Genomic DNA, 23657 nt, shown 5'->3' with positions numbered 1-23657 from the left:
CTCAGCCTCCCTGCATCGGCGCGACGACCTCGATGCGGTCGCCATCGTTCAAAGGCATCTCGGCCCGCTTGCGCGCCGGCACGAACTCGCCGTTCACCGCCGTCGCGACGATGCGGCCGCCATAGCCGAGCTCGGCCAGCGCCTCCGCCAGCGTCTTCGCGGCGATTTCCTGCGGCGCGCCGTTAAGCAGCAAGGTCATGCAGCATCTCCGGTCTGGATTGCGGATTGGACACGGCTTCCGCCGCCATCCACGCCATCGCGGGGCTGAGCAGGAAACCGTGGCGGTAGAGTCCGTTGACGTGGATCACCCGCCCGCGGCGTGTCAGCCGCGGCAGGTTGTCGGGAAAGGCCGGGCGGGCATCGGTACCGATCTCGACCACCTCCGCCTCGCCGAAGGCTGGATGCAGCGCATAGGCCGCGCCGAGCAGCTCCAGCATGGCGCGGGCCGAGATGCGGCTGCGCTCCCCGCTCTCGATCATCGTCGCACCGACCATGAAGAGCCCGTCGGCACGCGGCACGATGTAAAGCGGGATACGCGGGTGCAGCAGACGAACCGGCCGCGACAGGCTGATATCGTCGCTCCGGAGCAGCAGCATCTCACCCTTGACGCCGCGCAGTTCCGGCAGGACATCGCGCGCAGCCAGCCCGCGGCAGTCGAGGACGATATCGGCATCGAGATCGGCCGGTTCGACCGCACTGTCGAAATGGATGACGGCGCCGTTCGCGACCAGCCGCTCGCCCAGAGCGGCGATCGCCTGTCGGGGATCGAGATGCGCCTCCCCAGAGAAGAACAGACCGCGCGAGAATCGCCCGGCGAGATCGGTCTCCAGCCCGGCGATGGCCTCGCCGTCGATATCCTCGAAATGGCTGGTTCGCTGGCCGAAGCGGCGCAGCTCCGACCGATCCCGGCTTGGCGCGACGACGAGCGTGCCCTTGCGGACGACGCCGCCGGCATGACGCTCCCACCAGTCGGCTGCCTGCTGCCCTAGCCGGATCACCGGCTCCTCGGCGCTCTCGCCCTCGCACCAGGGCGCGAGCATGCCGCCAGCATACCAGGAGCAGGCCTCGGCCCCGACGCGCGGGCCGCGTTCATGCACGGTGACGTCAGCGCCGCGCGCCAGCAGTTCGGTGGCGCAGGCGAGACCGACGACGCCGGCGCCGACCACCGCGACTGTCAGGCCTGACTGAGGACGTTCTGCCGTCATGCTTTCCCTGCTCCCGGGAAGGCAGCGGCCTGAGGCGCGAGCAACTTGTCTGCGAGCCGAAGACCGTTCCCTTCGCCGGCATTACCCGGATCAGGTGCGATGGGTTGGCGCAAGCCACGCCTCTCAGCCTTTCGGCACCCCAACGGACAACAGCAATTTAGTGGCAGCGCCGCCGGGGAGCAAGCCAGGCCGGCGCAGGGCTCCGTTGCGGCGGCCTCTTACCTCTCGAGCACTCCCTTCACACGGGAGTGGTCGAGCGCCGCGTTCGCGCGAATACACAGGTCGTACGAAGGAAGTTATCGGCGAGGCTTGTCAAAGGCCTCTGCAATCAGGCATAGAGCCTCTCGCCGGAGACGTGGCCGAGAGGCTGAAGGCACTCGTTTGCTAAATGAGCATACCCCACAAGGGTATCGAGGGTTCGAATCCCTCCGTCTCCGCCACTTCTATCTGCACTAAGCAGATGATTTAATTGAGAAATAGGGGACCGGAAGTTGCGGATACCCCAACACTCGCTCTCGCTCGCAAGTCACGTGGGTGGCGCGAGGCGCGATCATTCATTGAGCAATGCGCTCCGGTTCGCGCCATAAGCAGACTCTGGCTGCCGCCCCGAACCAGACATTCACAGGTTTGCCTTCGTGGTCTGGTGGCGCCCCAAGTGAGACATTCGCCACGAGGCGCCTGACAAGCGGGGGCGGCCGCTTGCCGACGTCTGAGATGTCCGCTTACGGGCGATTCACTTCGGCAACGTCCCGCTTCCGGGCCTGGCCAATCATGCCAAAGGCGGTTGAATTCCAGACGCATTGGCGAAGCAGAAGTAGATCTGTTGCCGCAGCGGGCGAGCGTCGGCGAGCTGCGGATTGCTTCGACCAGCGGCTGTCGCCGGAGATGCAGCGTCGTGACCCGCGCCTTGGCGCGAACGTCGATCGACTTGTATGTCCGGCCGAAAATCCCATACTAGGCTATAATATTTAGTATTCGAGCGTGTGTCCTCGCGGGAAGAGTATCATGCGAGCGCGGAGTATCCTGGGTTCCTCACCGGTTGCTTCGGCCGCAGACACACCGTGCGAAACGGGGACCGCCGGCATTCCCCAAGCTGAAAGCGTCAGGGCTCAGCTTGGTCGCATCCTGAAAAGCCCGGATTTCGATGCGACGGAGCGGTCGCGGAAATTTCTGGACTATGTTGTCGAGGAGGCTATCGCGGGCCGCGCCGACCGCATTAAGGCGTATGCGATCGCGGTCGAGGTCTTCGGGCGGGATGCCTTGTTCGACGCGCACTCCGACCCGGTCGTCCGCATTGAGGCTGGGCATCTTCGGCGCGCGTTGAAACTCTTCTATGTCACCGCCGGGGTTTCGGATGAGATCGTCATATCGATCCCGAAAGGCAGCTATGTCCCCAAATTCGACGTGCGGCCATCGTCGACGGGCCCCGTCCCGGTGGTCAGGCGGGGTCGTTGGCCGCGCGCGCTCCCCGTCGGGATCGCGTGCCTGGTGGCACTTGCAACCCTGTCCTGGCTGGCGGTGAACCGGGCCAGCATGGATCGCCTGGAGGCTCCGGCCCTGCCCCGATTGCTGGTGAGACCTTTCGACGACCTGACTAATGCGGGTAACTCCCAAGCTATCGCGCGCGGCTTGACGCAAGAGGTCATCGAGCAGATCGCCAAGTTCAAGGACATCGTGACGGTGGTAGGCGACCCGCGCGATTATGCCGGCGCGTCCTCGGCCCGGTCCTCGGCCTCCGATCCGCGCTATGTCCTCGCGGGCGACATCAACGTCACCGACAACGAGTTCCGGCTTCGCGCCCGTGTCCTCAACCGTGTCGATAACTCGGTGATCTGGGCAAACAGCTACACCGGCGATCTGCAGGCCTCGAAGCTCATCGCGACCGTGACCGACATCGCCCGGCAGGTCGCAACGCCGCTCGGGCAGCCCTATGGGGTGATCTATCTGGCCGACGCATCCCAGCGGCCTCAGAACGCGCCGGACGATTGGCAGGCCTATGCCTGCACGCTGACCTACTACGCCTATCGCGCCAGCCTCGACGGCAAAAAGCATCCATCGGTCCGCAAATGCCTTGAAGATGCGGTGCGGCGCTTTCCGAACTATGCGACGGCCTGGGCGCTTCTCTCGCAAGCCTATGTCGACGAAATCCGCTTTCGCTACCCGATCGACCCGTCGTCGTCTCCGGCTTCGATCGACAGGGCGCTCGAAGCCGCGCGCCGTGCCGTGGAACTCGATCCGGATAACATTCGCGCCCTCCAGGCCCAGATGTTCGCCTTGTATTTCCACGGCGAAGTCGAGGCCGCCCTGAAGATCGGCGAGCAGGCCCTTGGCCTCAACCCCAACGATACAGAGCTTGTCGGCGAGTACGGCTACCGCCTCTCGCTGGCCGGTAACTGGGCACGCGGCTGCGCGCTCATGAACGAAGCTCGAAAGCGAAATCCCGGGCCGCTTGCCTACTACGAGTCGGGCCTCGCACTCTGCAGCTATTTCAAGGGAGACTTGCGGGAGGCCGCGATGTGGATCACCAAGACGCCTGCGCCGGAGAACCCCAATTATCATATGATCGCCGCTGCGATCTACGGCGAGGCGGGTCAAACCACCGAGGCCGCGCGCGAACGGACGTGGATGGAGGCCCATGCGCCTCGGCTCATCGCCAACCTTCGATCAGAGGTGGCGCTGCGGGTCGTCCGCCGGGAGGACATCGATCGTTTCATGCAGTCCTTGAGCAAGGCCGGCATCGCGCCGCCCGGCGAGGACCGGCCGAAATCCAACTAGCCGAAGCAAGCGCCCAGAAGTTCAGCGGCCCGACACCGCTCCTCCCGAGACGAGGCGCGCGGGATAGATCCTGTGTTGCAGCGGATACAGCAGGACGCCGACGGGGATCGCGGTGGTTTCCAGCCCGAAGATCGCGCCCTTCGCCATGGTAAAGCAACCGGCTAGCAACAGTTCGATCGGTACGGACGCCAACCCCGCTGGCTCGACGCGCGCCATGGCACGGGGCGAACCGAATCCACCTTCGTCGGACCAGGAATGTGAGCAGGGATGTCAGTCCGGAAAACGGCCACCAGCAACACTAAGAATCGGCTGAGTCCCGAACCACCGTCTTGAACAGCAGCGCTTCGATTCGGCCTTGACCGAGCACGCGATTGAAGTTCCGGAATGCGAAGAACGGGATGAGAGCGAAGAACAGGATCACGGCGACACACAGGACGCCGGCCATTCCTCCTCCGCCAATCGCCGGAACGCTGGTGATGGCGGATTCGCCCTTGAACAGGCCAATGATGATCTCTTCAAGAACGTGGAAGGCTACGAACAAAATCGAGAACAGGAAGGAGTCATGCAGGATCGGATAGATCAGAGGCCACCGATCGAGCCATCTGCTTAAATTGAGATCCTCCAGGACAAGCATGACTTTCGCGAGGATGAACGCGTTGAATACTGCAAAGCCCTGTGACGCAAAACTGATTTCGTGTTCGCGGAGAATGATCCGCTCGTTCAGCACGAAGAGTCCGAACAATATCCATAGGTACAGGAACAGTACGACGAACCGTCTTGCCTCGTCGAGGACGCGCGCCCGCAGTTTGTGTGCCCGGTCTTTCGGCGCGGTCGTGGCATCTGCGATGTCGGCGACATCTCGCTCCCCGGGGTCAGCTTCTGTCATCGCCTGCATCCCCGCTTCAGCTGCTCGAACGATTCGCCATTTCCTCGGCCAGTATCGGAATCGCGAGGTTGCAGGCCTGCACGCCCTGGGCTGTGCATAGCTTCAGAACCTCCATGATTTCCTCGGCCGTTGCTCCCAGCGCCAAGGCCGCCTTGATGTGCCGACGCGTGCCCGGCGCATACATGTGCGTGAACGATGCATCGAAGGCGATGCTGAGAAGCTCCATCTCCTTCGAACTGAAAATCCCGCTGCCGTAGATTCCGGCGCCCGTCGCCATGAACTCGTCGGTCCATCGTGGATCGAGCTCAAAAAAGGGATTCCAGGCCTCGTTCCACTGGCCGATGTTCTTCATCCTGTCGCATGCGGGCGTCGCAACCGGAGGCCGTTCCGCCGACTGCTTGCCCGACGCCTTCATTTCATCGAGCAGGATCGGGGCGCCCAGGCTGCAGGAGTGAATCGACATCACGGTCGCCATCTTGATGACCGTCAGGAGTTCGTCACGCGTGGCGCCCGCGTCGAGGGCGGCGCTGATGTGACGGCGGGTGCCCTCCCTATCGAGATTTGTGCAGGCTGCATTGATCCCGACGGCAATCAACTCGACGAACCTGCGTGGAAGAACCGCGCCGCCCCAGGCATTTGTACTCATCGCCTGACAAGCATGCGCCCAGCGAGGATCCCATGTCTCGAGTTGGGTGAGGGCGTCGCTCTCCCACGGCCCGAGCGAGCCGTCGTCTTGCCGCTGCCTTTCCATTTGAACATCCTTCAATCGGGTTCCGGCATCGGGAAGGCCTTGGCATCGGGCTGCCAGACCGCGAACATGTTTCCCGACGGATCGGCGAGAACGGCGACCCATGCCGTTCTCGGTACTGCGGTCTTAGGCCTCACGACTTTTGCCCCCATTTGCTCGGCGAGGGCCAGCGAATCGTCGATCGACTCGACATTCACGAACTGCAGCCAGCCCTTCGGGTCGGCTTTCGGCTGGTAGGTGAGCCCGCCTCCCACGCTGTCGATGTCGGCCGGGTCCAAATGGATGCGCCAATAGTCCAGGCCTTCGACCTGTTCCATTCGCCAACCGAAGAGTGCGCCGTAGAACTTGGAGAGCTTCTCCGGCTCGTCGCCGTAGATTTCAAAGTGGGTTATCTGGCCAGTCACGCATTCCGCTCCCGCGCTCGTTTTGGAACGAGTGGCCCGCGCCGGAGCGCAGGCCCCCGTATAGGTGCATGGACAGCAGGCGGTTACGCCGTCGCGATCTTCAGTTGCGCCTGCGCGGCCCGGACGGGCGCTGGCGCGATCATGCAAGCGGCGATCGGATGCGAGTCGCCGCCGAGGACAGCCGGCTTGATCTTTCCGTCGGTCGGCCAGGTCAGGAAGCCCGGGTTGAACTCGGTGGGATTGGGCGGCATGTCGTTGTTTCGCAGCGTCTCTTCAACGCTATTGTACCAAGTGCCGACCTTCATGATCTTGCGCGCCTCTTCGGCCGTCGCAACCTTACGGCCGAACTCCTTGCACAGGCGCACCACGCCCTGAACTTGCTCCACCGTGGTCTTGCGGGTGCGATCGGCGCCCCAGAGATTGTCCTCGTTACCGACCCGGACATGCTGGCCGAGCACCATGGACATCGCCGAGATCGAGATCAGTCCGCGCATGCTCGACCAGAAGGTATTGACAGAACCCTGCGGCAAGCGTTGCAGGAAGTGCATCAGATCGAACGGATTTCGGCCCAACGTTCCACCGCCGTACGCGCACAGCGCCATGTTCAGCGGCCCCATATAAATGCCCGCGCGGATCAACCGCTCGATGAGCTCCCACTGGTGGACATGAGCGGGGACAAAGTAAGGCTGGATGCCATTCTTCCGAAGGCGCTTGAGGTGTTCGACGTAAAATTCTGGGGTTGAATCCACTACCATGCCGGCCCAGGCCGCCAGCACTTTGGGATCGTCCATATGCGTCCCTTTGATGTCGTCCTTGGAGAACATCGAAGCGATGTCCCAGAGCGTGGTGCCGGTCGACACCGTCACATACTCCGGCTTCGGATCTAACTCCGTGAGCATATGGCGGGTGTCGTAGTCGAGCCACTTCGCCTTGGCGTCGGCCGTGTGCGGTGCGAACGAGATCGAGCCGCCGACCTGGATGATCATATCCGGCACGGCTTCCTTCACTCGCTTCAGCAGGTAGTTATAGTCGTCGAAGTTCGTCGACCCCAAGCCGGTGGCCGGGTTGCGAACGTGGAAGTGCAGCATAGTGGCGCCGGCTTCGTAGCAGTCGACGGCGGCCTGGACCTGCTCGTCCCAGGTCAGGGGGATGTCGCTCGCGTCGCCCGGCAGCCACGCAGGCCCATAGGGCGCCGCTGTGATGATCAGCGGCGCCATGTTCTCGGGCAGTATCGAGTTGTCGGTATAGTACATGCCTGCTCTCCCTCGGTTTAACTCTCCGTGCCTCTCGCGGCCCCGAAACTCGCGCGGGATCGACCCGATCCCATCGGAATCCTATGCTCAGGAGTGAGTTTTCGGCCGGTTGACCCGACCGATCGGGATGACGTTGGCCGTCCTGAGGGCCCTGCCGATTTCGGCCGAGAGCCTCTCGATCTGGGCGACCCATTCCGCCGTTCTTTCACCGCGAATTTCCGCCGGCATCATCTGGGCCACGCGCAGTGCCAGCTCCGCCTCGACAAGCTCCTCGCACATGTCGCAAAAGTCCTCACTCCGCGCCGCGAGCTGCTCGATAGCCCGGCGCTCCGTCGGGAACCGCTGCAGCACGGCTGACTTGCCCGCCTTCCTGTCTTCTTCGTTGGACATCGACGCCGATCCTGTCATCGCGTCGTTCTTGCTTCGAGGCGGACCATAGACAGGTCAGTCTGGAATCTGCGTAACCTACGCAGAAGACACGGGGGTCACACCGCCGGGACAGTCTGAGCGAGGGGCTCTACCCCACCCGCGACGATCGGTAAAAATCCGACAATTGCGAAAGGCGTTGCTGATTGGCTCAGGAATACCTCCAAGCCCGCGCCAAACGGTCTGCGGCCAGGACGCCGTGAGCGCGCGACGCCCCGCGCCGCTCACTCCGCTGACATGACGACGTGGGGTGTCTAGACCGCGACCGAGTTCGCCCGTCAACGGACAGCGCAAATCGTATTTTGCCTACGCGACGAATGTTGGCGGCGGAGCACCGCCGCGAGTCATTCCGGAAAGATCGCGCTCAATGAAGCTATGAGCCAGTTCGTTTTCGGTCGAGATGAGCGGCTCTGTCGAGGTCCGGTTGCGGGCAGAGGGTTGGAGTTCGCTCGTGGCGCGAGGCTGGCAAGATTGTCTTACCCGAGACGTCTGCCGCGGGGCGCCTTTAAGCTTTCTCAACCTCCGCTTTCCGGTAATGAGCCGGAGACGGAAATGACGCTTCCCAAACAGAGGTCGTGACATAAGAATTCAGCGTCACGCTCGGAATTAACCGGCGCCCCATCAACAGACGTCGGAAATAAGCCGGTTATGGATGTGCGAAAGCCCGCAGCAGGAACTGGGCCGTTTGCGCCGCTCAACAATGTCACTTTCCGGGCGATCTGGCTTGCCGGGCTGATCTCGGGATTGGGATGGCTGATCCAGACCATCGCCATGAGTTGGCTGATGGCGACCATCACACCGTCCAGCGTGATGGTCGCACTGGTTCAGGCCGCGACAAACCTGCCCGCATTCATCCTATCGATTTTTGCCGGCGCCATCGTCGACAATTTCAATCGCCGCAGAGTGATGCTGATCGCGCGCTCCCTCATGGCCCTGACCGCCGCCACGCTGACGGTCCTTGTCGCGGTGGGATTGATCAATCCCTGGATCATCCTGTTCTTCAGCTTTCTCGCGGGATGCTGCATCGCCTTCAATGACCCGGCCTGGCAGGCATCGGTGGGCGATATCGTTGATCGAAAGGACCTTGCCGCGGCGGTGACGCTGACATCGGTCGGGTTCAACACCGTGCGCAGCGTCGGGCCGGCGCTCGGCGGCATCATTCTCGCGACCTTCGGCCCCCTGACGGCCTTTTGCCTGTACACCCTCGGCCATTTCGCGCCGCTGATCGTGGTCTGGCGGTCCAAATGGAAGGTGCCGGTATCGAGACTGCCGCCCGAAGCGATGCTGACGGCGATCTCCGACGGCATTCGCTTCACGTCGCTGTCGTCCGAGATCAAGACGGCGCTCGCGCGCGGATTTCTGTTCGGGCTCGCGGGCATCGCAATCCTCGCCCTTCTTCCACTGGTGGTTCGCGATCAGCTGAAACAGGGGGCGGTTGCCTATGGGGTTCTCATGGCCGGCTTTGGCGCCGGGGCGCTGCTGGCGGGCCTGACCTCAACGACGCTCAGGCGAAAACTGTCAGACGAACAGATGTTGAAGTTGGCTTGCGTCGCCTGCGCGACCTGCACGATCAGCCTTTCGCTGACGCAAACTGCGGCCGTCGCCGCCATTGCGCTCATGCTCGGGGGGGCCGGGTGGGTTTTGGGATGGTCGGGCCTGAGCATCAGCGTTCAATGGGCGAGCCCGCGCTGGGTCGTCGGTCGGACGATTTCGCTCTACTACGCTCTCACCTCATGCGGGCTCGCAGTCGGGAGCTGGCTCTGGGGGATGGTGACGGAGAGCTATTCCCTAAGCCTCGCCTTGCAGGCCTCGACGGCGGCCTCTCTTGGCGTCGCCATCCTCGGCTTGATCCTGCCCATCCATCAACGCAAGGACGCTGATGTTTCGACGCCCGATCACTTCGAGGCGCCCGTGATCAGCCTAGACCTGAAGCCGCGCAGCGGGCCGATCGCGATCAAGATCGAATATCGGATCGCCGCCGATCAGGTAGAGCCCTTTCTCGCCTTGATGCTGCAGCGCCGCCGGGCCCAAGGTCGCAACGGGGCGCGTCGGTGGATCCTGACGCGCAACCTGCACGACACCGCCGTCTGGACTGAGACGTTCCGCACGCCCACCTGGAACGATTATCTGCGCTTCAACTTCCGTCAAACCGCCACCGACAGAGCATTGAATGCGAGCTTGATCGATCTGCACATCGGGCATGAGGCGCCGGAAGTGACACTCTCGATCGAGCGGCCCACCGCCACGCCGCGAAAGGCCGGTGTTTTCCCGCCTGACACATACCACAGCTGAACATCGCGCTTTTGCCCGCAATCGGTCAGTTCAGCCGTGCCACTGTCTGGATCCGAATTTCCGCTTTCCAAGTCGGCGCAAAGGTCCGCTTCTGGCACGGTCCCGCCTGATCGCATCGCCAAGTCCGACGCTGAACGCCACCCTTGCAGGCGCGCAAAAGGCAAGCGCCCGGCCAACTCAGTCTGGTACGATAAGCGATTGCACCCAGGGCGCGCCAGTTGCCAGTCTGCACACCGGCCCGAACAATGTCGGCCCTGACGGAGCCATTGATCTTGGGCAGTCGAAGCGTCGTGCTACAACCGGTTTCCGGCGGCAGATCCTGACTATTTCCGGGTGGCAGTTATGGGGCGGCCCTCTTTGAGCGCATTTGAGCGCGCGAAACGCGGCTCAACTGCTGCGATATAGGCATCTCGCGACGGTCCGAGGTGCTTGCGGCAAAGCGCGACCAAACCAGCCCGATCTCCGGCCTTGATAGCTTCGATCATTCCGAGATGCTCATCGCGAGCGAGCGCCAGATACTCCGCGCTCGCAGCAGTGATCGAACGCGCGCCATGGACCTTCTGAGCCATGGCCTGGATCAGTTCGACGAGATGGGGATTGCCGCAAGCGGCGAAGAGGGCTTCGTGGAAGATCATGTTGGCGCGGAAAGCAGCGCGAGCGTCGCCGGAGGAGACGGCTGCACTGTGAGCATCCTGAATTTGTTGCAGCTGTGTCAGTAGCCGGTCCGGTGCAGGGAATGGAATCTGTTCGGCAGCGAGCGTCTCCAGCGCCTCTCGCACCGAATAGATCTGCCGTACCTCCAGCGGCTCGAGCAGTTTCACGAAGGCGCCGCGATTCGGCACGCGCTCGACGAGTCCTACACGCTCGAGCTCGGCCAAAGCCTCGCGCACGACATGGCGCTTCACATCGAGGCGCTCTGCCAGGTCTTCCTCGACCAACCGCTCGCGGGGCATCAGCCAGCCGAGCACGATCTCCTCTTCCAGCGTCGCGGCAATGCCACGAACGCGATCGGTCGTCTGAAGCTTCAACGTGGTCGTCCGCATGCCAGATTATAACCCCTCAACACAATTGTTGACAATCATGGCAACAACCTGCTTCGCATAACGCCATGACGAAGCGCGACGACGATACTTCATCCTCACGGCCGGCTGAACGCGGCATGCGCCGCAATCTCGCGACCTATGGCGACCCCGGCTTCTCGCTGTTCCTGCGCAAGGCCTTCATCAAGGCGGCAGGATTCTCGGATGATGCGCTCGACCGGCCCATCATCGGCATCACCAACACCTTCAGCGACTTCAATCCCTGCCATGGCAACGTGCCGCGGCTGATCGAAGCGGTGAAGCGCGGCGTCATGCTGGCTGGTGGCCTGCCGATGGAGTTCCCGACGATCTCCATCCACGAATCCTTCGCGAACCCGACCTCGATGTTCCTGCGCAATCTCATGGCCATCGACACCGAGGAGATGATCCGGGCCCAGCCCTGCGATTCCGTCGTGCTGATCGGGGGCTGCGACAAGACTGTGCCGGCTCAGCTCATGGGTGCCGTCAGCGCCGATATCCCCGCGATCCAGCTCATCACGGGTCCGATGCTCGTCGGCCATCACAAGGGCGAGATCCTTGGCGCCTGCACCGATTGCCGGCGGCTCTGGGGCCAGCATCGGGCGGGGCAGATAGACGCGGCCGAGATCGAAGTGCTGAGCGGCCGTCTCGCGCCGACGCAGGGCACCTGCATGGTGATGGGTACGGCCAGCACGATGGGCTGCCTCGTCGAGGCGCTCGGCATCGCCCTGCCCGGTTCCGGCACGATCCCCGCCACCCATGCCGACCGCATCCGCGCCGCCGAGGCGAGCGGGCGCGAGGCGGTCAGGCTCGCCAAGGGCGGGCCGAAGCCGAGCGAGATCCTGACCGAAACCGCCTTCCGAAATGCATTGACAGTCCTGCAGGCCATCGGCGGTTCGACCAACGGTCTCGTGCATCTGGCTGCGATCGCGCGCCGGGCCGGTCTTTCGATCGATCTCGCGGAGTTCGATGCGATCGGCCGCAAGGTGCCGGTGCTGATCGACCTCAAGCCTTCAGGCGACCACTACATGGAGCATTTCCATTGGGCCGGCGGCGTGCCCAAGCTGATGAAGGAGCTTGGTGACCATCTCGACCGTTCGGCCCCGACCATCGACGGCCGCACCATCGGAGAGGTCGCCGACGCAGCCGAGGACGTGCCCAACCAAAGCATAATCCGCACCGCCGCGTGCCCGGTGAAGCCGACCGGGGGCATGGCGGTGTTGCGCGGCAACCTCGCGCCCGGCGGAGCCGTGATCAAGCACTCGGCCGCCTCGCCTGCTCTGCTCAAGCATACCGGTCGCGCGGTCGTCTTCGCCTCGGTCGAGGATATGGTCCGGCGCATGGACGATCCGGACCTCGATGTGAAGGCGGACGACGTCCTCGTGCTGACCAATGCCGGTCCAAAGGGCGCACCCGGCATGCCGGAGGCAGGCTATATCCCGATCCCCAAGAAGCTGGCTCAGGCCGGCGTCAAGGACATGGTCCGCATCTCGGATGCCCGCATGAGCGGCACCGCCTTCGGCACGATCGTGCTGCACATCACGCCGGAATCGGCCGTCGGTGGCCCGCTCGGGCTTGTCCGCGACGGCGACATGATCCGGCTCGATGTCGAGGCCCGCGAGATCGCGCTGCTCGTCGACGATGCCGAGCGGGAACGCCGAAAGAGCGAATGGCGGCCGCCGGCACATCTGGCGGAGGAATCCCGCGGCTACCGCCACCTCTATCTCACGACGGTGCTGCAGGCCGACGAAGGCTGCGACTTCGACTTCTGCTGATCGGTCACACCACGCCCAACACGTCCCGCCGAGGCTGGAACCAACCAGTCCGCATGCCCATTCCAGGAGGAAATCCCATGTTCGACCGTCGCCACCTGATCGGCGCGCTCGCCAGCTTTTCGCTGGCCTTCCCCGCCGCGACTTTCGCCCAGAGCTATCCGCAGAAGCCGATCATGCTAGTCGTCCCCTATGCGCCCGGCGGCGCGACGGACATCATCGGACGCGTCGTCGCCGAGGAAATGTCGAACACCCTAGGCCAGCGCCTCGTTGTGGAGAACCGCGCAGGTGCCGGCGGCAGCGTCGGCGCGGTCGCGGTCGCGCGCGCCCAGCCGGATGGCTACACCCTGCTGCTGGGCGCCCTCACCAGCCACTCGATCAATATGAGCCTGCAGGCGAAGCCCGGCTTCGACCTCAGGAAGGACCTCGTTCCGGTCGGCCTGGCCGGCAATGTCGGGCTGGCGCTCGTCGTCCATCCGTCGGTTCCCGCCAAGACGGTCCCGGAGCTGATCGCGTTGATCAAGGCCAGTCCGGACGGCTATTCCTACGCCTCCTCGGGACAGGGTTCGCCGCAGCATCTCTCAGGCGAGCTGTTCAACCTCAAGGCCGGCACGAAGATGCCAGTGGTGCCATATCGCGGCTCCGGGCCGGCCATGACCGACATGGTCGCGGGGCAGGTCAAGATCATGTTAGACACAATTCCCGCGGTGCTGCAGCATGTGAATGCCGGTTCGCTGAAGGCGATCGCGACCACAGGCCACGAGAACTCGCCTTTCATGCCGAATGTGCCGACCGCGATCTCACAGGGGCTAGAAGGCTTCGAGGTCTCATCCTGGTTCGGCTTGCTCGCGCCGACCGGCACGCCGCAGCCGATCCTGGACAAGCTCAACACTGAGCTCAACAAGGCGCTCAAGAGCCAGAAGCTGAAGGAGGCGCTGGCGCTGCAGGGCGTCGATCCGAAGCCCAGCACGCCTGCGGAGGCCTCCAGGTTGATCGACAGCGAGATCGCGAAATGGGGCGATCTGATCAAGACGAGCGGCATCAAGGCCGAATGACAGTCCGGAACCAAAGCTCATGAGCGACACCGTCCAGCACTTCGCCATCGTCGGCGCCGGCATGATCGGCGCCAGTTGGGCGGCGCTCGCCAGCGCCTATGGCGTGACGATCTCGGCCTATGACCCCAATCCCGAGGCCGAGGCACGCTTCCTGTCCTATATCGAGCGGGCGCGGGCGCAGCTGACCGAGTTGGGATTGACTGGAAGCGGCTCCGTCAGCTTCTCCACCGACCTTGCGATGGCGCTGAAGGGCGCCAGCTTTGTCCAGGAGAACGGGCCGGAGAACGAGGCAGTAAAGCGCAAGCTCCTCGCCGAGATCGACGCCTTGCTTCCGCCCGGAGCGATCATTGCCAGTTCAACCTCGGCATTGGTCCGCAGCGCCATCGTCGCCGATTGCGCCCGGCCGGAGCGGATCGTCGTGGCGCACCCGTTCAACCCGCCGCATCTCGTGCCGCTGGTCGAGATCGTCGGGGCCGATCCCGAGGTGGTCGCCGGCGCGACGAACTTCTATCGCGCGCTCGGCCGACGCCCTGTCGTGCTCAACCGGGAAATGCCGGGCCATATCGCCAACCGGCTGGCCTCGGCGCTCTATCGCGAGGCCGTGCATCTGGTCGAGCAGGGCGTCGCCAGCGTCGCCGACATCGATGCGGCGCTCTGCAATGGGCCCGGTTTGCGCTGGGCCCTGATGGGGCCGCATATGACCTATCACCTCGGCGGCGGCGAAGGCGGCATCGCCGGCTACCTCGCCCATCTCGGGCCGAGCCAGGTCCGGCGCTGGCAATCGCTCGGCAATCCGTCGCTCGACGCGGATGTTCAGGCGAAGATCGTCGCGGGCGTCGCGGAAGAGGCAGGCGATCGCTCCATCGCCGAATTGGAGTTGCGCCGCGACGAAGGATTGCTCGCCCTCCTGAAGGCGCGCACGCTGGTCAGCGACTGACAGGATCTGCCATAGTCGAAACGATCGAAGCCGCCCCGCGCATCGCGCTCCTGCATGCGCTCGAGGAATCCGTGCTGCCGGCGCGGGCCGCCTTCGCTGCGCACTGGCCAAAAGCGAAAATCTTCGACCTGCTCGATACCTCGCTCGCGACCGATCTCGCAGCGCGCGGCAGTCTAGACGAGGCGATGACCGAGCGCTTCCTGACGCTCGGACGCTATGCCGCTGCGACCGAGGGCACGGCCGGGCCGGCCAAGGCGATACTGTTCACCTGCTCGGCTTTCGGCCCGGCAATCGATGCGGTCGAGCGCGCTGCCGATTCCCGCGTTGCGGCTCAATGAATCCGCCTTCACGGAGGCGTTGGCAGCAGGCGACCGCATCGGCCTGGTCGTGACTTTCGCTCCGTCGCTGGCGTCACTGACCGGCGAGCTCGAGGAGATGGCCGGCAGGAGCGATCCGTGCTGTGGAACATGCGCTGAGTTTCGCTCCGGGGCGCGGATGAGCCGGCGGCCCCCTTTCGAGGATGGAGCGCCGTCGCCCTCCCGATCTCCAGCCTGACATGCATGTCCGCCCCTGGTCTTAGTTGTGCCAAGAGCCGATGCCAGAAGCACCCGATTGCACCGGCTGCACGGAATGGGGGCTGACCACAGGTGGCGAACGAAGGTGACCGGCGCGAGCCCGCTGTCGACGCGCTGGCGACCTCAGGAGCTCGTTTCTCGCCCCGCCTCCGAGGATCGCGAGGGTGGGGCCGCGGCTCACGGGCCGGCCTCTGAAACCAGCGATGACGCGTCTCGCCAACCCGGAGCGGCCCGGCCTGCGGGGGCCGGCTCGCTCCTGAGAAGGCTGGCATATGCCGGGCTCGCGCTCTGTCTGGCTGGCCTGATCGGCCTTTGCGGCGTCGTCGCCTACTACGCCTTGCAGCTCCCTCCGCTCAGTCAGCTCACGGTGCCGAAAAGGCCCCCGAACATCGCCATCCTGGCGCATGACGGCTCGTTTCTGGCCAATCGCGGCGAGACGGGCGGCCGCGAGGTCTCCCTCGGGGAGCTGCCGCCCTCCCTGCCCCAGGCTTTCGTCGCCATCGAGGACCGGCGCTTCTACGACCATTGGGGCATCGACCTGATGGGCCTCGTCCGTGCGGCCCACCGCAACCTGACCCATGACGGCGGCCTCCAGGGCGGCTCGACGCTTACCCAGCAGCTCGCGAAGAACCTGTTCCTGACCCAGGAGCGCACGGTCTCGCGCAAGATCCAGGAAGCGATCCTGTCGCTCTGGCTGGAGCGTAGCTACAGCAAGGACCAGATTCTGGAACTCTATCTCAACCGGGTCTATTTCGGCGCCGGTGCCTATGGTGTCGAGGCCGCGGCCCAGCGCTATTACGGCAAGTCGGCCCGCAACGTCTCGCTGCCGGAAGCCGCCATGCTCGCTGGCCTCGTCCAGTCGCCGTCGCGCCTGGCCCCGAGCCGCAACCGCGAGGCAGCTCGGGCCCGCGCCGAACGCGTGATCGCGGCGATGAAGGAGCTCGGCTTCATCACGCCCGACATGGCCCGGACGGCTCTCGATGCACCGGCCGAGCTCATGCCTCCAAAAGGAGCCGGCTCGGCCAATTATGCCGCTGACTACGTGATGGACGTGCTCGACGCCGTCGTCGGCACCATCGACTCCGACGTCGTGGTCTCGACCACCCTCGAGCCATCCCTGCAGGCGGCGGCCGAGCGGGTGCTGGTGGACGAGCTCAACGCGAAGGGCCAGAAGTCCAATGTGAGCCAGGGCGCCTTCGTGGCGATGCGGCCGGACGGGGCCGTGACAGCGCTCGTGGGTGGCCGCGACTACGAGGCGAGCCAGTTCAACAGGGCGACCTCCGCCCGCCGCCAGCCGGGCTCGTCCTTCAAGCCCTTTGTCTATCTGACGGCCCTTGAACGGGGGCTTCGCCCCGACACCGTGCGGACGGATTCACCGGTCAACATCAACGGCTGGAAGCCGGAGAATTATGACCGGGGCTATCGTGGGCCGATCACCCTGCGCAGGGCTCTCGCGCTCTCCCTCAACACAGTGGCGGTGAAGCTCAATATGGAGGTCGGTCCCAACGCGGTCGTGCAAACGGCGCAGCGCCTCGGCATCACCTCGCCGCTCCAGGCCGCCCCCTCGATCGCGCTCGGCACCTCCGAGGTCACGCCGCTCGAGCTCGTCGGCGCCTATGCCACCTTCGCCAACGGGGGCCTCGCGGCCGTGCCCTACGTGATCACCGAGGTGAAGACCGCGGATGGCAAGCTCGTCTTCAGCCGCCCGGCTTCGGGCGATCTGGAGCAAGTCATCGATCCAAGCACCGATGCCATGATGAACGAGATGATGCACAACATCTTCGTCATCGGCACGGCCCAAAGGGCGCGGATGCCCGGCTGGCCGATGGCTGGCAAGACCGGCACCACCAACGACTACAAGGACGCCTGGTTCGTGGGTTACACCGGCAATCTGGTTGCCGGCGTATGGCTGGGAAACGATGACAGCACGCCCACCAATGGCGTGTCCGGCGGCAACCTGCCGACCGACATCTGGCACAATTTCATGAAGATCGCCCTCAAGGACCAGAAGCCGGTCGCCCTGGCGGGCGTGGCCGGCGCCGGACGGGATCCGCGCTACGCCAATGCAGGCGAAAACGGCAGCGGCCAACCGCGGCAGCGCGCCAAGCGCCAGAAGAACTTCTTCGAGAGGCTGTTCGGGCTCTGAGGCTCAATCATTCAGCCCGGAGCCAAGCTCATTGTTTCCACGGGCCGCGTCTAGGCTGCGCCAGGAGCGGACTCTTATGCCTCGCTCAGAAGCGGACATTCGCACCAGGGGGTGTCGGCGGTCTGACAGGCGGCATGTTCACAATCGGCAGCGACGGACCGAGCGGCACGGCTGATCGGCCATAGCGTGGCAACGGCGAAGATCGCCAGTCTGAGCCGACAGAATGGCAGCGCGTCGAGACGAGCGGCAATCGTGGTCTCCGAAGGCCTCCCCGGAGAAGGGGCAGCCTCTTCCAATTTCTTCAGCATGCCGGTTCGCTCCAGTGGCCGCGAACCATATCCGGCACCATCATAGTGGCCGGCGGCGTGATTGGGATCAGGCACTCCCTCGACTGCGTCGAATGCCGCGCCGATGATCGCGAGCTTCGCAGCCTGAACCTGCGCGTACTGCGCGCGAAAGCTCCTTGAAAGCCAGATCGGGGAGCGCCCGCGCGCGCCGCTCCAGCCCAATCCGCCGAGCGCAGCGGCCGCCGCCAGCGTCCTTCCCGTATGGGTCCGCGACAGATTGAGCGGCCGGGCCAGCACGGAGACCGAGGTCACGTTCGTCATCGCCCGCTCCTCGGTGGATGCGGCATCGACGCTCAGCCGACCATGAGTCGATCCATCAAGCTGCCGCCGTCATCCACCGAAGCGAAGACAGATTGGTGCTGGGACGCGGAGCAGTTCGCAGGCTAGCAGGCCATCGGCGACCAGCGGCTCCATCTCCGCGAGCCGCATCAGGTCGGCCCGTCGCAGGCGCTCGACACGGCCGCCGCCGTCGAGCGCATCGAGCGCCGCAAGGTGCAAGGCGTACCACTCGGTCAGCGCCCACAGCGTCGAGGGGCCAGCGATGCCTCGACAAACTCATGCCTGGACCATGCCCCGGTAACGCAAATGCAGTTGGTCCGGAGCGATCGGCGGCAGGCTTTGATTGGTGCCACGCGCGCCGTCGGCCAGCAGTTGTGCGAGGTCTTCGGGACTCACGCCGCTCCTGACGCGGAATGCCTTGCTGCTCGAGCTCCACGATTAACGCAGCCAACTCGGCCTGAAAGGCAACGGCGGAACCGACCATGATGTCTCGGCAGCGTCGAAATGCCTGATCATTGATCTCGATCGCATGGGGCGATCTAGCCAGCCGGCGACGGGTGTTGCCGTCGCGAACGTCGAGAAGGGATGCGAGAATCTCGACTGCCCCCTGCCCTTCCGCGAGTGCAGCGCGCCCTGCCGCCATGCCGGCCGCGACGGCATTCGCATTGGCATGCTCGATCAGAAATCGAAACGCTTCTTCCTTGCTGCTGAAATAGTTATACAGCGTGCGCCGCGTGACATCGACGATGTCCGCGATGGTGATCATCGTCAGATGCGCGTAGCCATGGTCCAGGAACGCCTGTTCCAGCCGTGATACGAGCTCTGCGCGTGTGACCATCCAGATTGCCCGGTTGTCCGCCAGATCCTCAAAGTTCGCGATCGCGGCGATCTGACGATGCAGCGTATCGTCTTCTTGCCTCGATTTTCCCGGGAACCGCAATCCGCGTCCAGGATGCTCGCTGCTGCGGCGAGCCACCTGTGACCTATCGCATAAGAACGCACTGGAGCCACGCAGCACGCGGCTCGGCAGCGCCGTGCCAAGGCGGACGTTCCGGGCTGGCCTGCCAAATGTCGGTGATCGCGTTCGTTGCCTCCGGCGGCTTAGGCGATAATGCCAGTACCGGGCGCCAGGCTCAGCCCGACAGGACAGGCTGCGTGGCGCCCGCACCGAGCGACCTTTGAACCAGGACACTGTCGGACCACCGACCATAGCGATAAGCGACCCCCGGCAGCAGGCCCACTCGGGCGAAACCGAAGCGCTCGTGCAACGCCAACGACGCAACGTTTTCCGCGTCGATGTAGCCGATCATCTGGCGAAAGCCCGCCGCCGCACAGGCATCGATCAAGGCCTGGATCAGCAGCCGGCCAATGCCGTGGCCGAGATGTTCGTGGTGGACGTAGATCGAATGCTTGACGGTGAAGCGATAAGCCGGCCGCTTGCGGAACTGGACGACATAGGCATAGCCCACCACCTCCCCGGCGCGTGTCGCGACCAGATGCGGCAGCCGCCGATTGCGGAGGTTCTTGCGCCGGTCGCGCAGATCATCCGGCTGCGGCGTGCCGGCGTCCTCGACACCGGCCTCGATGCCGCGGCGGATATGCCGGCGGTAGATCGCCAGCATGGGCTCGACATCGTCGTCGCGAGAAGGGCGGATGATAATCGACGGTTGGCTCTCCATGAGTCGTCGATGCCTTCAGCCCTGCGCCTGCTCGCTGACGACATAGGTGTAGAGCCGCACCCGCCCGGCCGAGTCGATCTCGCGATAGACGCCCTGGATTTCGACCTCGAAGCCCGGGAAAGCGTTGAAGCAGGCCTCGAACATCTTGAGATAGTCGACCATGGGCTTGGCTCGCCCGGTCAGCCGCTCGCCCGGCACGATGGTGGCAATCCCGGGTGGGTAGACGACGAAGGGCGTCACCGCGATGCGCCCCTCGATGGCGTCGATCGGCAGATAGTCGACTTCGTTGCGCACGAGGCAGCGTGCCGCGTCATGCGGCGACAGCGCCATCTCAGGCAGGTGTTCGGGCGAGAACTGCCGGTTCTGCAGCCCGCTGACGTCATGATCCCGGAAGAAGCGGTGCATCTCGCCGCACAGGTCGCGCAGCCGCACGCCGCCATAGCGGCTCGCGCGGCGCCGATAGAATTCGGGGATCGCGTCTTCCAGCAGGGCATTGTCGTCGTGCAGCTTCTTGAAGGCGACGAGACCGCTGATCAGCGTGCCGGCCTTGCTGGCTTCGACGCCGGGCGTCAGCAGGAAGAGCAGCGAATTGAGGTCATTCTTCTCCGCGACGATCCGGTTCTCGCGCAGGAACTGCGCGACGACCGGTGCTGGAATGCCGTGCTCGGCATAGGCCCCCGTCTCGCGGTCGAAGCCGGGCGTCAACAGGGTCAGCTTGTTGGGGTCGGTCATCGCGAAGCCCGGCTCCATCTGCGTGAAGCCGTGCCAGCTCGCATCCGGCGCGAGCTCCCAATAAGCCGGATTGCTCGCGAGCTGATCGGTCGCGACCATTTCCCAGGCGACGTCATGCACGGCGCCCTCGCGCGAGGCGTCGGCGATGCGGACCCGGTCCGGCACGAAGGGCTCGAAGAACCAGCGCCGCTCGGGCCGGATTTCCTTCTCCTCGAATTCGCGCCGCACGGCTCGGATCTTCTTGCGGAGCTCGATGCCGAGCCGGATCGTATCGTCCCAGAGCACCTCGCCGGAACGGCCCTTCATCATCTGCGCGCCGACGTCGAGCGAGGCGAAGAGCGGGTAGAAGGGTGACGTCGAGGCATATTGCATGAAGCTCTCGTTGAAGCGGCGGTGCTCGACGCGCCGCCTCTGGCCCCTGATGTGCCGATCCTTCATGTGGATCTGGGAAGCCTGGCTGAAACTCGCGAGCTGCTTGTGCGTCGACTGGGTCGCGATGATGCCGGGCGAGTCCGGGCCGAGGCCGGACAGGCCCATGGCGAAGCGCCCGGCATAAAGCGGATGGAATTTCATGAAGCCGGCCCAGGCTTCGTCGAAGAGGATGTAATCGCAGAGATGGCCGATCCGATCGAGGATCATCTGCGCGCTGTGGATCGTGCCGTCATAGGTGCACTGCTCGACCACGGCGACGCGGAACGGGCGCGGTCTCTTCCAGGTGTCGGGGTCCTTGACCAGCGGATTGGTGCGGATGCGCTCGCGCAGCGCGTTCTCGTCGAAGCTCTCCCAGAGCATCGGGCCGATCAGCCCCCAGGCATTGCGCGCGGTCGGGATGTAGACCGGAATGCCACCGGCGATCAGCAGCGCGCCATGATGGGCCGCCTTGTGGTTGTTGCGGTCGAACAGCACGAGGTCGCCGTCCGAGACCAGCGCGGCGAGCGCAACCTTGTTGGAGGTCGAGGTGCCGTTCAGGACGAAATAGGTCTTCTCCGCCCCGAAAATCTGCGCCGCTTCCTTCTGCGCCTTCAGGGCCGGGCCCTCATGGGTCAGGAGGTCGCCGAGATCGAGCACCGAATTGTCGAGGTCGTCGCGGAACACAGCTTCGCCGAGATGCTCCATGAAGACGCGACCGATCGGGCTGCGGCTGTAGAAGACGCCGCCATTATGCCCGGGGCAGGTCCAGAGATGGTTGCCTTCCTCGGCATAGTCGACGAGCGCGCCGAAGAACGGCGTCTTCAGCGTCTCGGCATATTGCTTCAGGCGGCTGATCAGGCTCTTGGCGATGAAGGGCGGGGTCTCCTCCGAGAGGAAGATGTAGCCGTCGATGAAATCGAGCACCTCGACCGGCACATCCTCGAAGCGCTTGCGGCGGATGAGCAGGATGATCGGAAAGTCGAGGCCGCGGCGGCGCATCAGATTGATCAGCGCCGCGGTCTTGCCCTCGAGGCCCTTCTTGCCCCAATCGACCACCATGCAGCCGATGGCGGCATCGGTCTGGACCGCGATCTCGGCATCTTCGAGCTTGCGCGCCTTGACGACCTCGAAGCCCGATCGCTCGATCTCCTCGATGATCTGGTTGAAGCGGATCCCTTCGAGATCCTCGGCATCGAAGTTCGGCGTCGCGAACAGAAAGGTGAAGCGCCTGAAATAATCCATGCCGTCTCCGCTGGCGTGAACTTACGACACTGAGCGAGTCTTGCGACAATCCGGCGACCAACGATGCGGCTGCATCCGTGAGACCCCGGTGCCTCCGCCCCTCCCCGGGAAGGCAAGCCAATGATGCGCACCGTTGGCCGGAACGTCGGCTGGCGCCCATCCCGCCTCGCCGGCGACTGTAGCAGATGATGGCCTGCTGTCGCCGCAGCGTGCCAACCCGGTTTGACCGCGCCAGTTTTCCGCCCTGATCCTCGCTGCGACGGTTCCCTCACGGGATCAAAAGGGAGAGCGGTGCGGGCGGAGTTTTGCCCCCGCGCCGGAGGTGTCGCCGCAGTTCCGCATCTGGGCCGACTACACCTTCACCCTCGCCAAGGACGAGATCGCGCGGCAGGAACTGCTGCACCGGCCGCGCCACAAGGCGAGCGCGACCACGACATGGACGCCGACCGACAAGGTTGCCGTGTTCGGGCGGATCGACAACCTCTTCGACAAGCGCTGGGAGAACCCCGTCGGCTTCCTGGTTCCCGGCTTCGGCGCCTTCGGCGGGATCAAGGTTGCCATCGGCGGATGAGACCGTGCCGCGCCCGGCGCGGTTTTCGCGTCCTTGCCATGGCGGCCTTCGCCGCCATGGTGATCTGCACTGCGCGGGACGAACACATGCACGACCGCCGCCACGACCGCTGCGGGCAGCCGCGAAGGCGCCGCTCGGCTCAGTGCTTTTCGATCTCCGCCAGATAGGTCCGCACGGCCCGTTCAGGCCCGTGCCAGGAGGCGCTGCCCTTGCCCTGCAGCTCCGGCGCGTCCTTCCAGCCCGGCTCGATGCCGGTCATATCCGGCAGCAGATGGGCGATGCCCTTGTGGCAGTCGATGCAGGTCTTCTCGCCGGTGATCAGGAAGCGGCTGTGGATCTCGGCCGCCCGGCGCGTCTGCTTGGTGAAGTCCATCGCGACCGAGGAATGGCAGTTGCGGCATTCGAGCGAGTCGTTCGCCTTGAGCCGCGCCCATTCGTGCTTGGCGAGCTCGAGCCGGTGATTGAGGAACTTCTCGCGCGTCGAGATCGTGCCGAAGATCTTGCCCCAGACCTCCTTGGAGGCCTGCATCTTGCGAGCGATCTTGTCCGTCCAGTTATGCGGCACATGGCAGTCCGGGCAGGTCGCGCGCACACCCGAGCGGTTCGAGAAATGCACCGTCGACTGCAGCTCCTGATAGACGTTGTCGCGCATCTCGTGACAGGAGGTGCAGAACTTCTCGGTGTTGGTGATCTCCAGCGCGGTGTTGAAGCCGCCCCAGAACAGCACGCCGCCGACAAAGCCGCCGAGGGTCAGGAAGCCGAGCGGCAGATAGGCGCTCGGCCGGCTGACGATGTGCCAGAACCAGACGACCCAGCCCCGCAGGCGAAGGAACAGCGTCTTGAGCTTTCCCATGTCGGCGCCTC

At 64.5% G+C, this 23657-nt stretch carries 22 protein-coding genes, 1 tRNA gene and 1 riboswitch; of the genes, 9 read left to right on the top strand and 14 right to left on the bottom strand.

Features of this window, described 5'->3' with window-relative positions; genetic code table 11:
- Position 1: 1 nt before the first annotated feature.
- Positions 2-199: a sulfur carrier protein ThiS gene (gene thiS / locus AC1DNE_RS11075; RefSeq protein ID WP_441468445.1), complete on the bottom strand. Its 198-nt coding sequence runs from the start codon at positions 197-199 to the stop codon at positions 2-4.
- The gene (thiO, locus tag AC1DNE_RS11070) at positions 183-1178 is read right to left on the bottom strand and encodes a glycine oxidase ThiO (protein ID WP_441468954.1); all 996 of its coding nucleotides are present in this window, start codon (positions 1176-1178) and stop codon (positions 183-185) included. Before thiO ends, thiS begins: the two co-directional genes overlap by 17 nt.
- A gap of 77 nt (positions 1179-1255) precedes the next feature.
- Positions 1256-1357: riboswitch (TPP riboswitch) on the bottom strand.
- A 197-nt stretch (positions 1358-1554) separates the two neighbouring features.
- On the opposite strand from thiO, the gene AC1DNE_RS11065 reads away from it, so the two are divergent.
- Both AC1DNE_RS11065 and AC1DNE_RS11060 read left to right on the top strand, forming a co-directional pair.
- Positions 1555-1645 (top strand) — tRNA-Ser (locus AC1DNE_RS11065).
- 565 nt (positions 1646-2210) lie between these two features.
- Entirely contained in the window at positions 2211-3980 is a 1770-nt protein-coding gene (locus AC1DNE_RS11060; protein WP_441468446.1) for a hypothetical protein, read from the top strand.
- Positions 3981-4001: 21 nt separating this feature from the next.
- Here the strand turns inward: AC1DNE_RS11060 and AC1DNE_RS11055 are convergent, their stop codons facing one another.
- The 6 genes from AC1DNE_RS11055 to AC1DNE_RS11030 form a co-directional block, all read right to left on the bottom strand.
- Entirely contained in the window at positions 4002-4196 is a 195-nt protein-coding gene (locus tag AC1DNE_RS11055) for a hypothetical protein (protein ID WP_441468447.1), read from the bottom strand.
- Positions 4197-4278: 82 nt separating this feature from the next.
- Positions 4279-4866 carry a hypothetical protein gene (locus AC1DNE_RS11050; protein ID WP_441468448.1) on the bottom strand — a complete coding sequence of 196 codons (588 nt, stop codon included), beginning with the start codon at positions 4864-4866 and terminating at the stop codon, positions 4279-4281.
- A gap of 16 nt (positions 4867-4882) precedes the next feature.
- Complete coding sequence (locus AC1DNE_RS11045) at positions 4883-5617, bottom strand: carboxymuconolactone decarboxylase family protein (RefSeq protein WP_441468449.1); 735 nt, start codon at positions 5615-5617, stop codon at positions 4883-4885.
- Between the two features lie 11 nt (positions 5618-5628).
- Positions 5629-6018, bottom strand: coding sequence for a VOC family protein (locus tag AC1DNE_RS11040; RefSeq protein ID WP_476765985.1), 390 nt, complete (start codon positions 6016-6018; stop codon positions 5629-5631).
- An 83-nt stretch (positions 6019-6101) separates the two neighbouring features.
- Entirely contained in the window at positions 6102-7271 is a 1170-nt protein-coding gene (locus AC1DNE_RS11035; protein WP_441468451.1) for a beta-keto acid cleavage family enzyme, read from the bottom strand.
- An 87-nt stretch (positions 7272-7358) separates the two neighbouring features.
- Complete coding sequence (locus AC1DNE_RS11030; protein ID WP_441468452.1) at positions 7359-7661, bottom strand: hypothetical protein; 303 nt, start codon at positions 7659-7661, stop codon at positions 7359-7361.
- A 684-nt stretch (positions 7662-8345) separates the two neighbouring features.
- Between AC1DNE_RS11030 and AC1DNE_RS11025 the strand changes: the two genes are divergently transcribed.
- Positions 8346-9989: an MFS transporter gene (locus tag AC1DNE_RS11025; RefSeq protein WP_441468453.1), complete on the top strand. Its 1644-nt coding sequence runs from the start codon at positions 8346-8348 to the stop codon at positions 9987-9989.
- 323 nt (positions 9990-10312) lie between these two features.
- Here the strand turns inward: AC1DNE_RS11025 and AC1DNE_RS11020 are convergent, their stop codons facing one another.
- Positions 10313-11032, bottom strand: coding sequence for a GntR family transcriptional regulator (locus AC1DNE_RS11020; protein WP_476765984.1), 720 nt, complete (start codon positions 11030-11032; stop codon positions 10313-10315).
- A 116-nt stretch (positions 11033-11148) separates the two neighbouring features.
- Between AC1DNE_RS11020 and AC1DNE_RS11015 the strand changes: the two genes are divergently transcribed.
- The 5 genes from AC1DNE_RS11015 (at position 11149) to AC1DNE_RS10995 (ending at position 17532) form a co-directional block, all read left to right on the top strand.
- On the top strand, positions 11149-12822 hold the full coding sequence (locus AC1DNE_RS11015; protein ID WP_441468955.1) for an IlvD/Edd family dehydratase: 1674 nt from the start codon (positions 11149-11151) through the stop codon (positions 12820-12822).
- Between the two features lie 77 nt (positions 12823-12899).
- Positions 12900-13874 carry a Bug family tripartite tricarboxylate transporter substrate binding protein gene (locus tag AC1DNE_RS11010; protein WP_441468455.1) on the top strand — a complete coding sequence of 325 codons (975 nt, stop codon included), beginning with the start codon at positions 12900-12902 and terminating at the stop codon, positions 13872-13874.
- Between the two features lie 19 nt (positions 13875-13893).
- Positions 13894-14811 (top strand): 3-hydroxyacyl-CoA dehydrogenase NAD-binding domain-containing protein, encoded by a 918-nt coding sequence (locus AC1DNE_RS11005; RefSeq protein ID WP_441468456.1) that lies wholly within the window; start codon positions 13894-13896, stop codon positions 14809-14811.
- Between the two features lie 71 nt (positions 14812-14882).
- A complete protein-coding gene (locus AC1DNE_RS11000; protein WP_476765983.1) occupies positions 14883-15149 on the top strand; it encodes a hypothetical protein in 267 nt (88 codons plus the stop codon).
- 322 nt (positions 15150-15471) lie between these two features.
- A complete protein-coding gene (locus tag AC1DNE_RS10995; protein WP_476841045.1) occupies positions 15472-17532 on the top strand; it encodes a transglycosylase domain-containing protein in 2061 nt (686 codons plus the stop codon).
- A gap of 74 nt (positions 17533-17606) precedes the next feature.
- Here AC1DNE_RS10995 and AC1DNE_RS10990 read toward each other — a convergent pair whose 3' ends face one another.
- The 4 genes from AC1DNE_RS10990 to AC1DNE_RS10975 form a co-directional block, all read right to left on the bottom strand.
- Complete coding sequence (locus AC1DNE_RS10990) at positions 17607-18140, bottom strand: hypothetical protein (RefSeq protein WP_476765981.1); 534 nt, start codon at positions 18138-18140, stop codon at positions 17607-17609.
- Positions 18141-18195: 55 nt separating this feature from the next.
- Complete coding sequence (locus AC1DNE_RS10985) at positions 18196-19134, bottom strand: TetR/AcrR family transcriptional regulator (protein ID WP_476841044.1); 939 nt, start codon at positions 19132-19134, stop codon at positions 18196-18198.
- A gap of 157 nt (positions 19135-19291) precedes the next feature.
- On the bottom strand, positions 19292-19837 hold the full coding sequence (locus AC1DNE_RS10980) for an N-acetyltransferase family protein (protein WP_476841043.1): 546 nt from the start codon (positions 19835-19837) through the stop codon (positions 19292-19294).
- Between the two features lie 15 nt (positions 19838-19852).
- Positions 19853-22222 (bottom strand): Orn/Lys/Arg family decarboxylase, encoded by a 2370-nt coding sequence (locus AC1DNE_RS10975; RefSeq protein ID WP_476765979.1) that lies wholly within the window; start codon positions 22220-22222, stop codon positions 19853-19855.
- Between the two features lie 322 nt (positions 22223-22544).
- Between AC1DNE_RS10975 and AC1DNE_RS10970 the strand changes: the two genes are divergently transcribed.
- Positions 22545-22793: a hypothetical protein gene (locus AC1DNE_RS10970; RefSeq protein WP_441468465.1), complete on the top strand. Its 249-nt coding sequence runs from the start codon at positions 22545-22547 to the stop codon at positions 22791-22793.
- A gap of 139 nt (positions 22794-22932) precedes the next feature.
- On the opposite strand, the gene AC1DNE_RS10965 is transcribed toward AC1DNE_RS10970, so the two are convergent.
- Complete coding sequence (locus tag AC1DNE_RS10965; protein WP_476765978.1) at positions 22933-23646, bottom strand: cytochrome c3 family protein; 714 nt, start codon at positions 23644-23646, stop codon at positions 22933-22935.
- Between the last annotated feature and the right edge of the window lie 11 nt (positions 23647-23657).

The organism is Allobosea sp. 05L423, assembly GCF_056397745.1.
The sequence above is the reverse complement of the archived record's forward strand: the minus strand, read 5'-3'. Positions and strand labels throughout refer to the sequence as shown.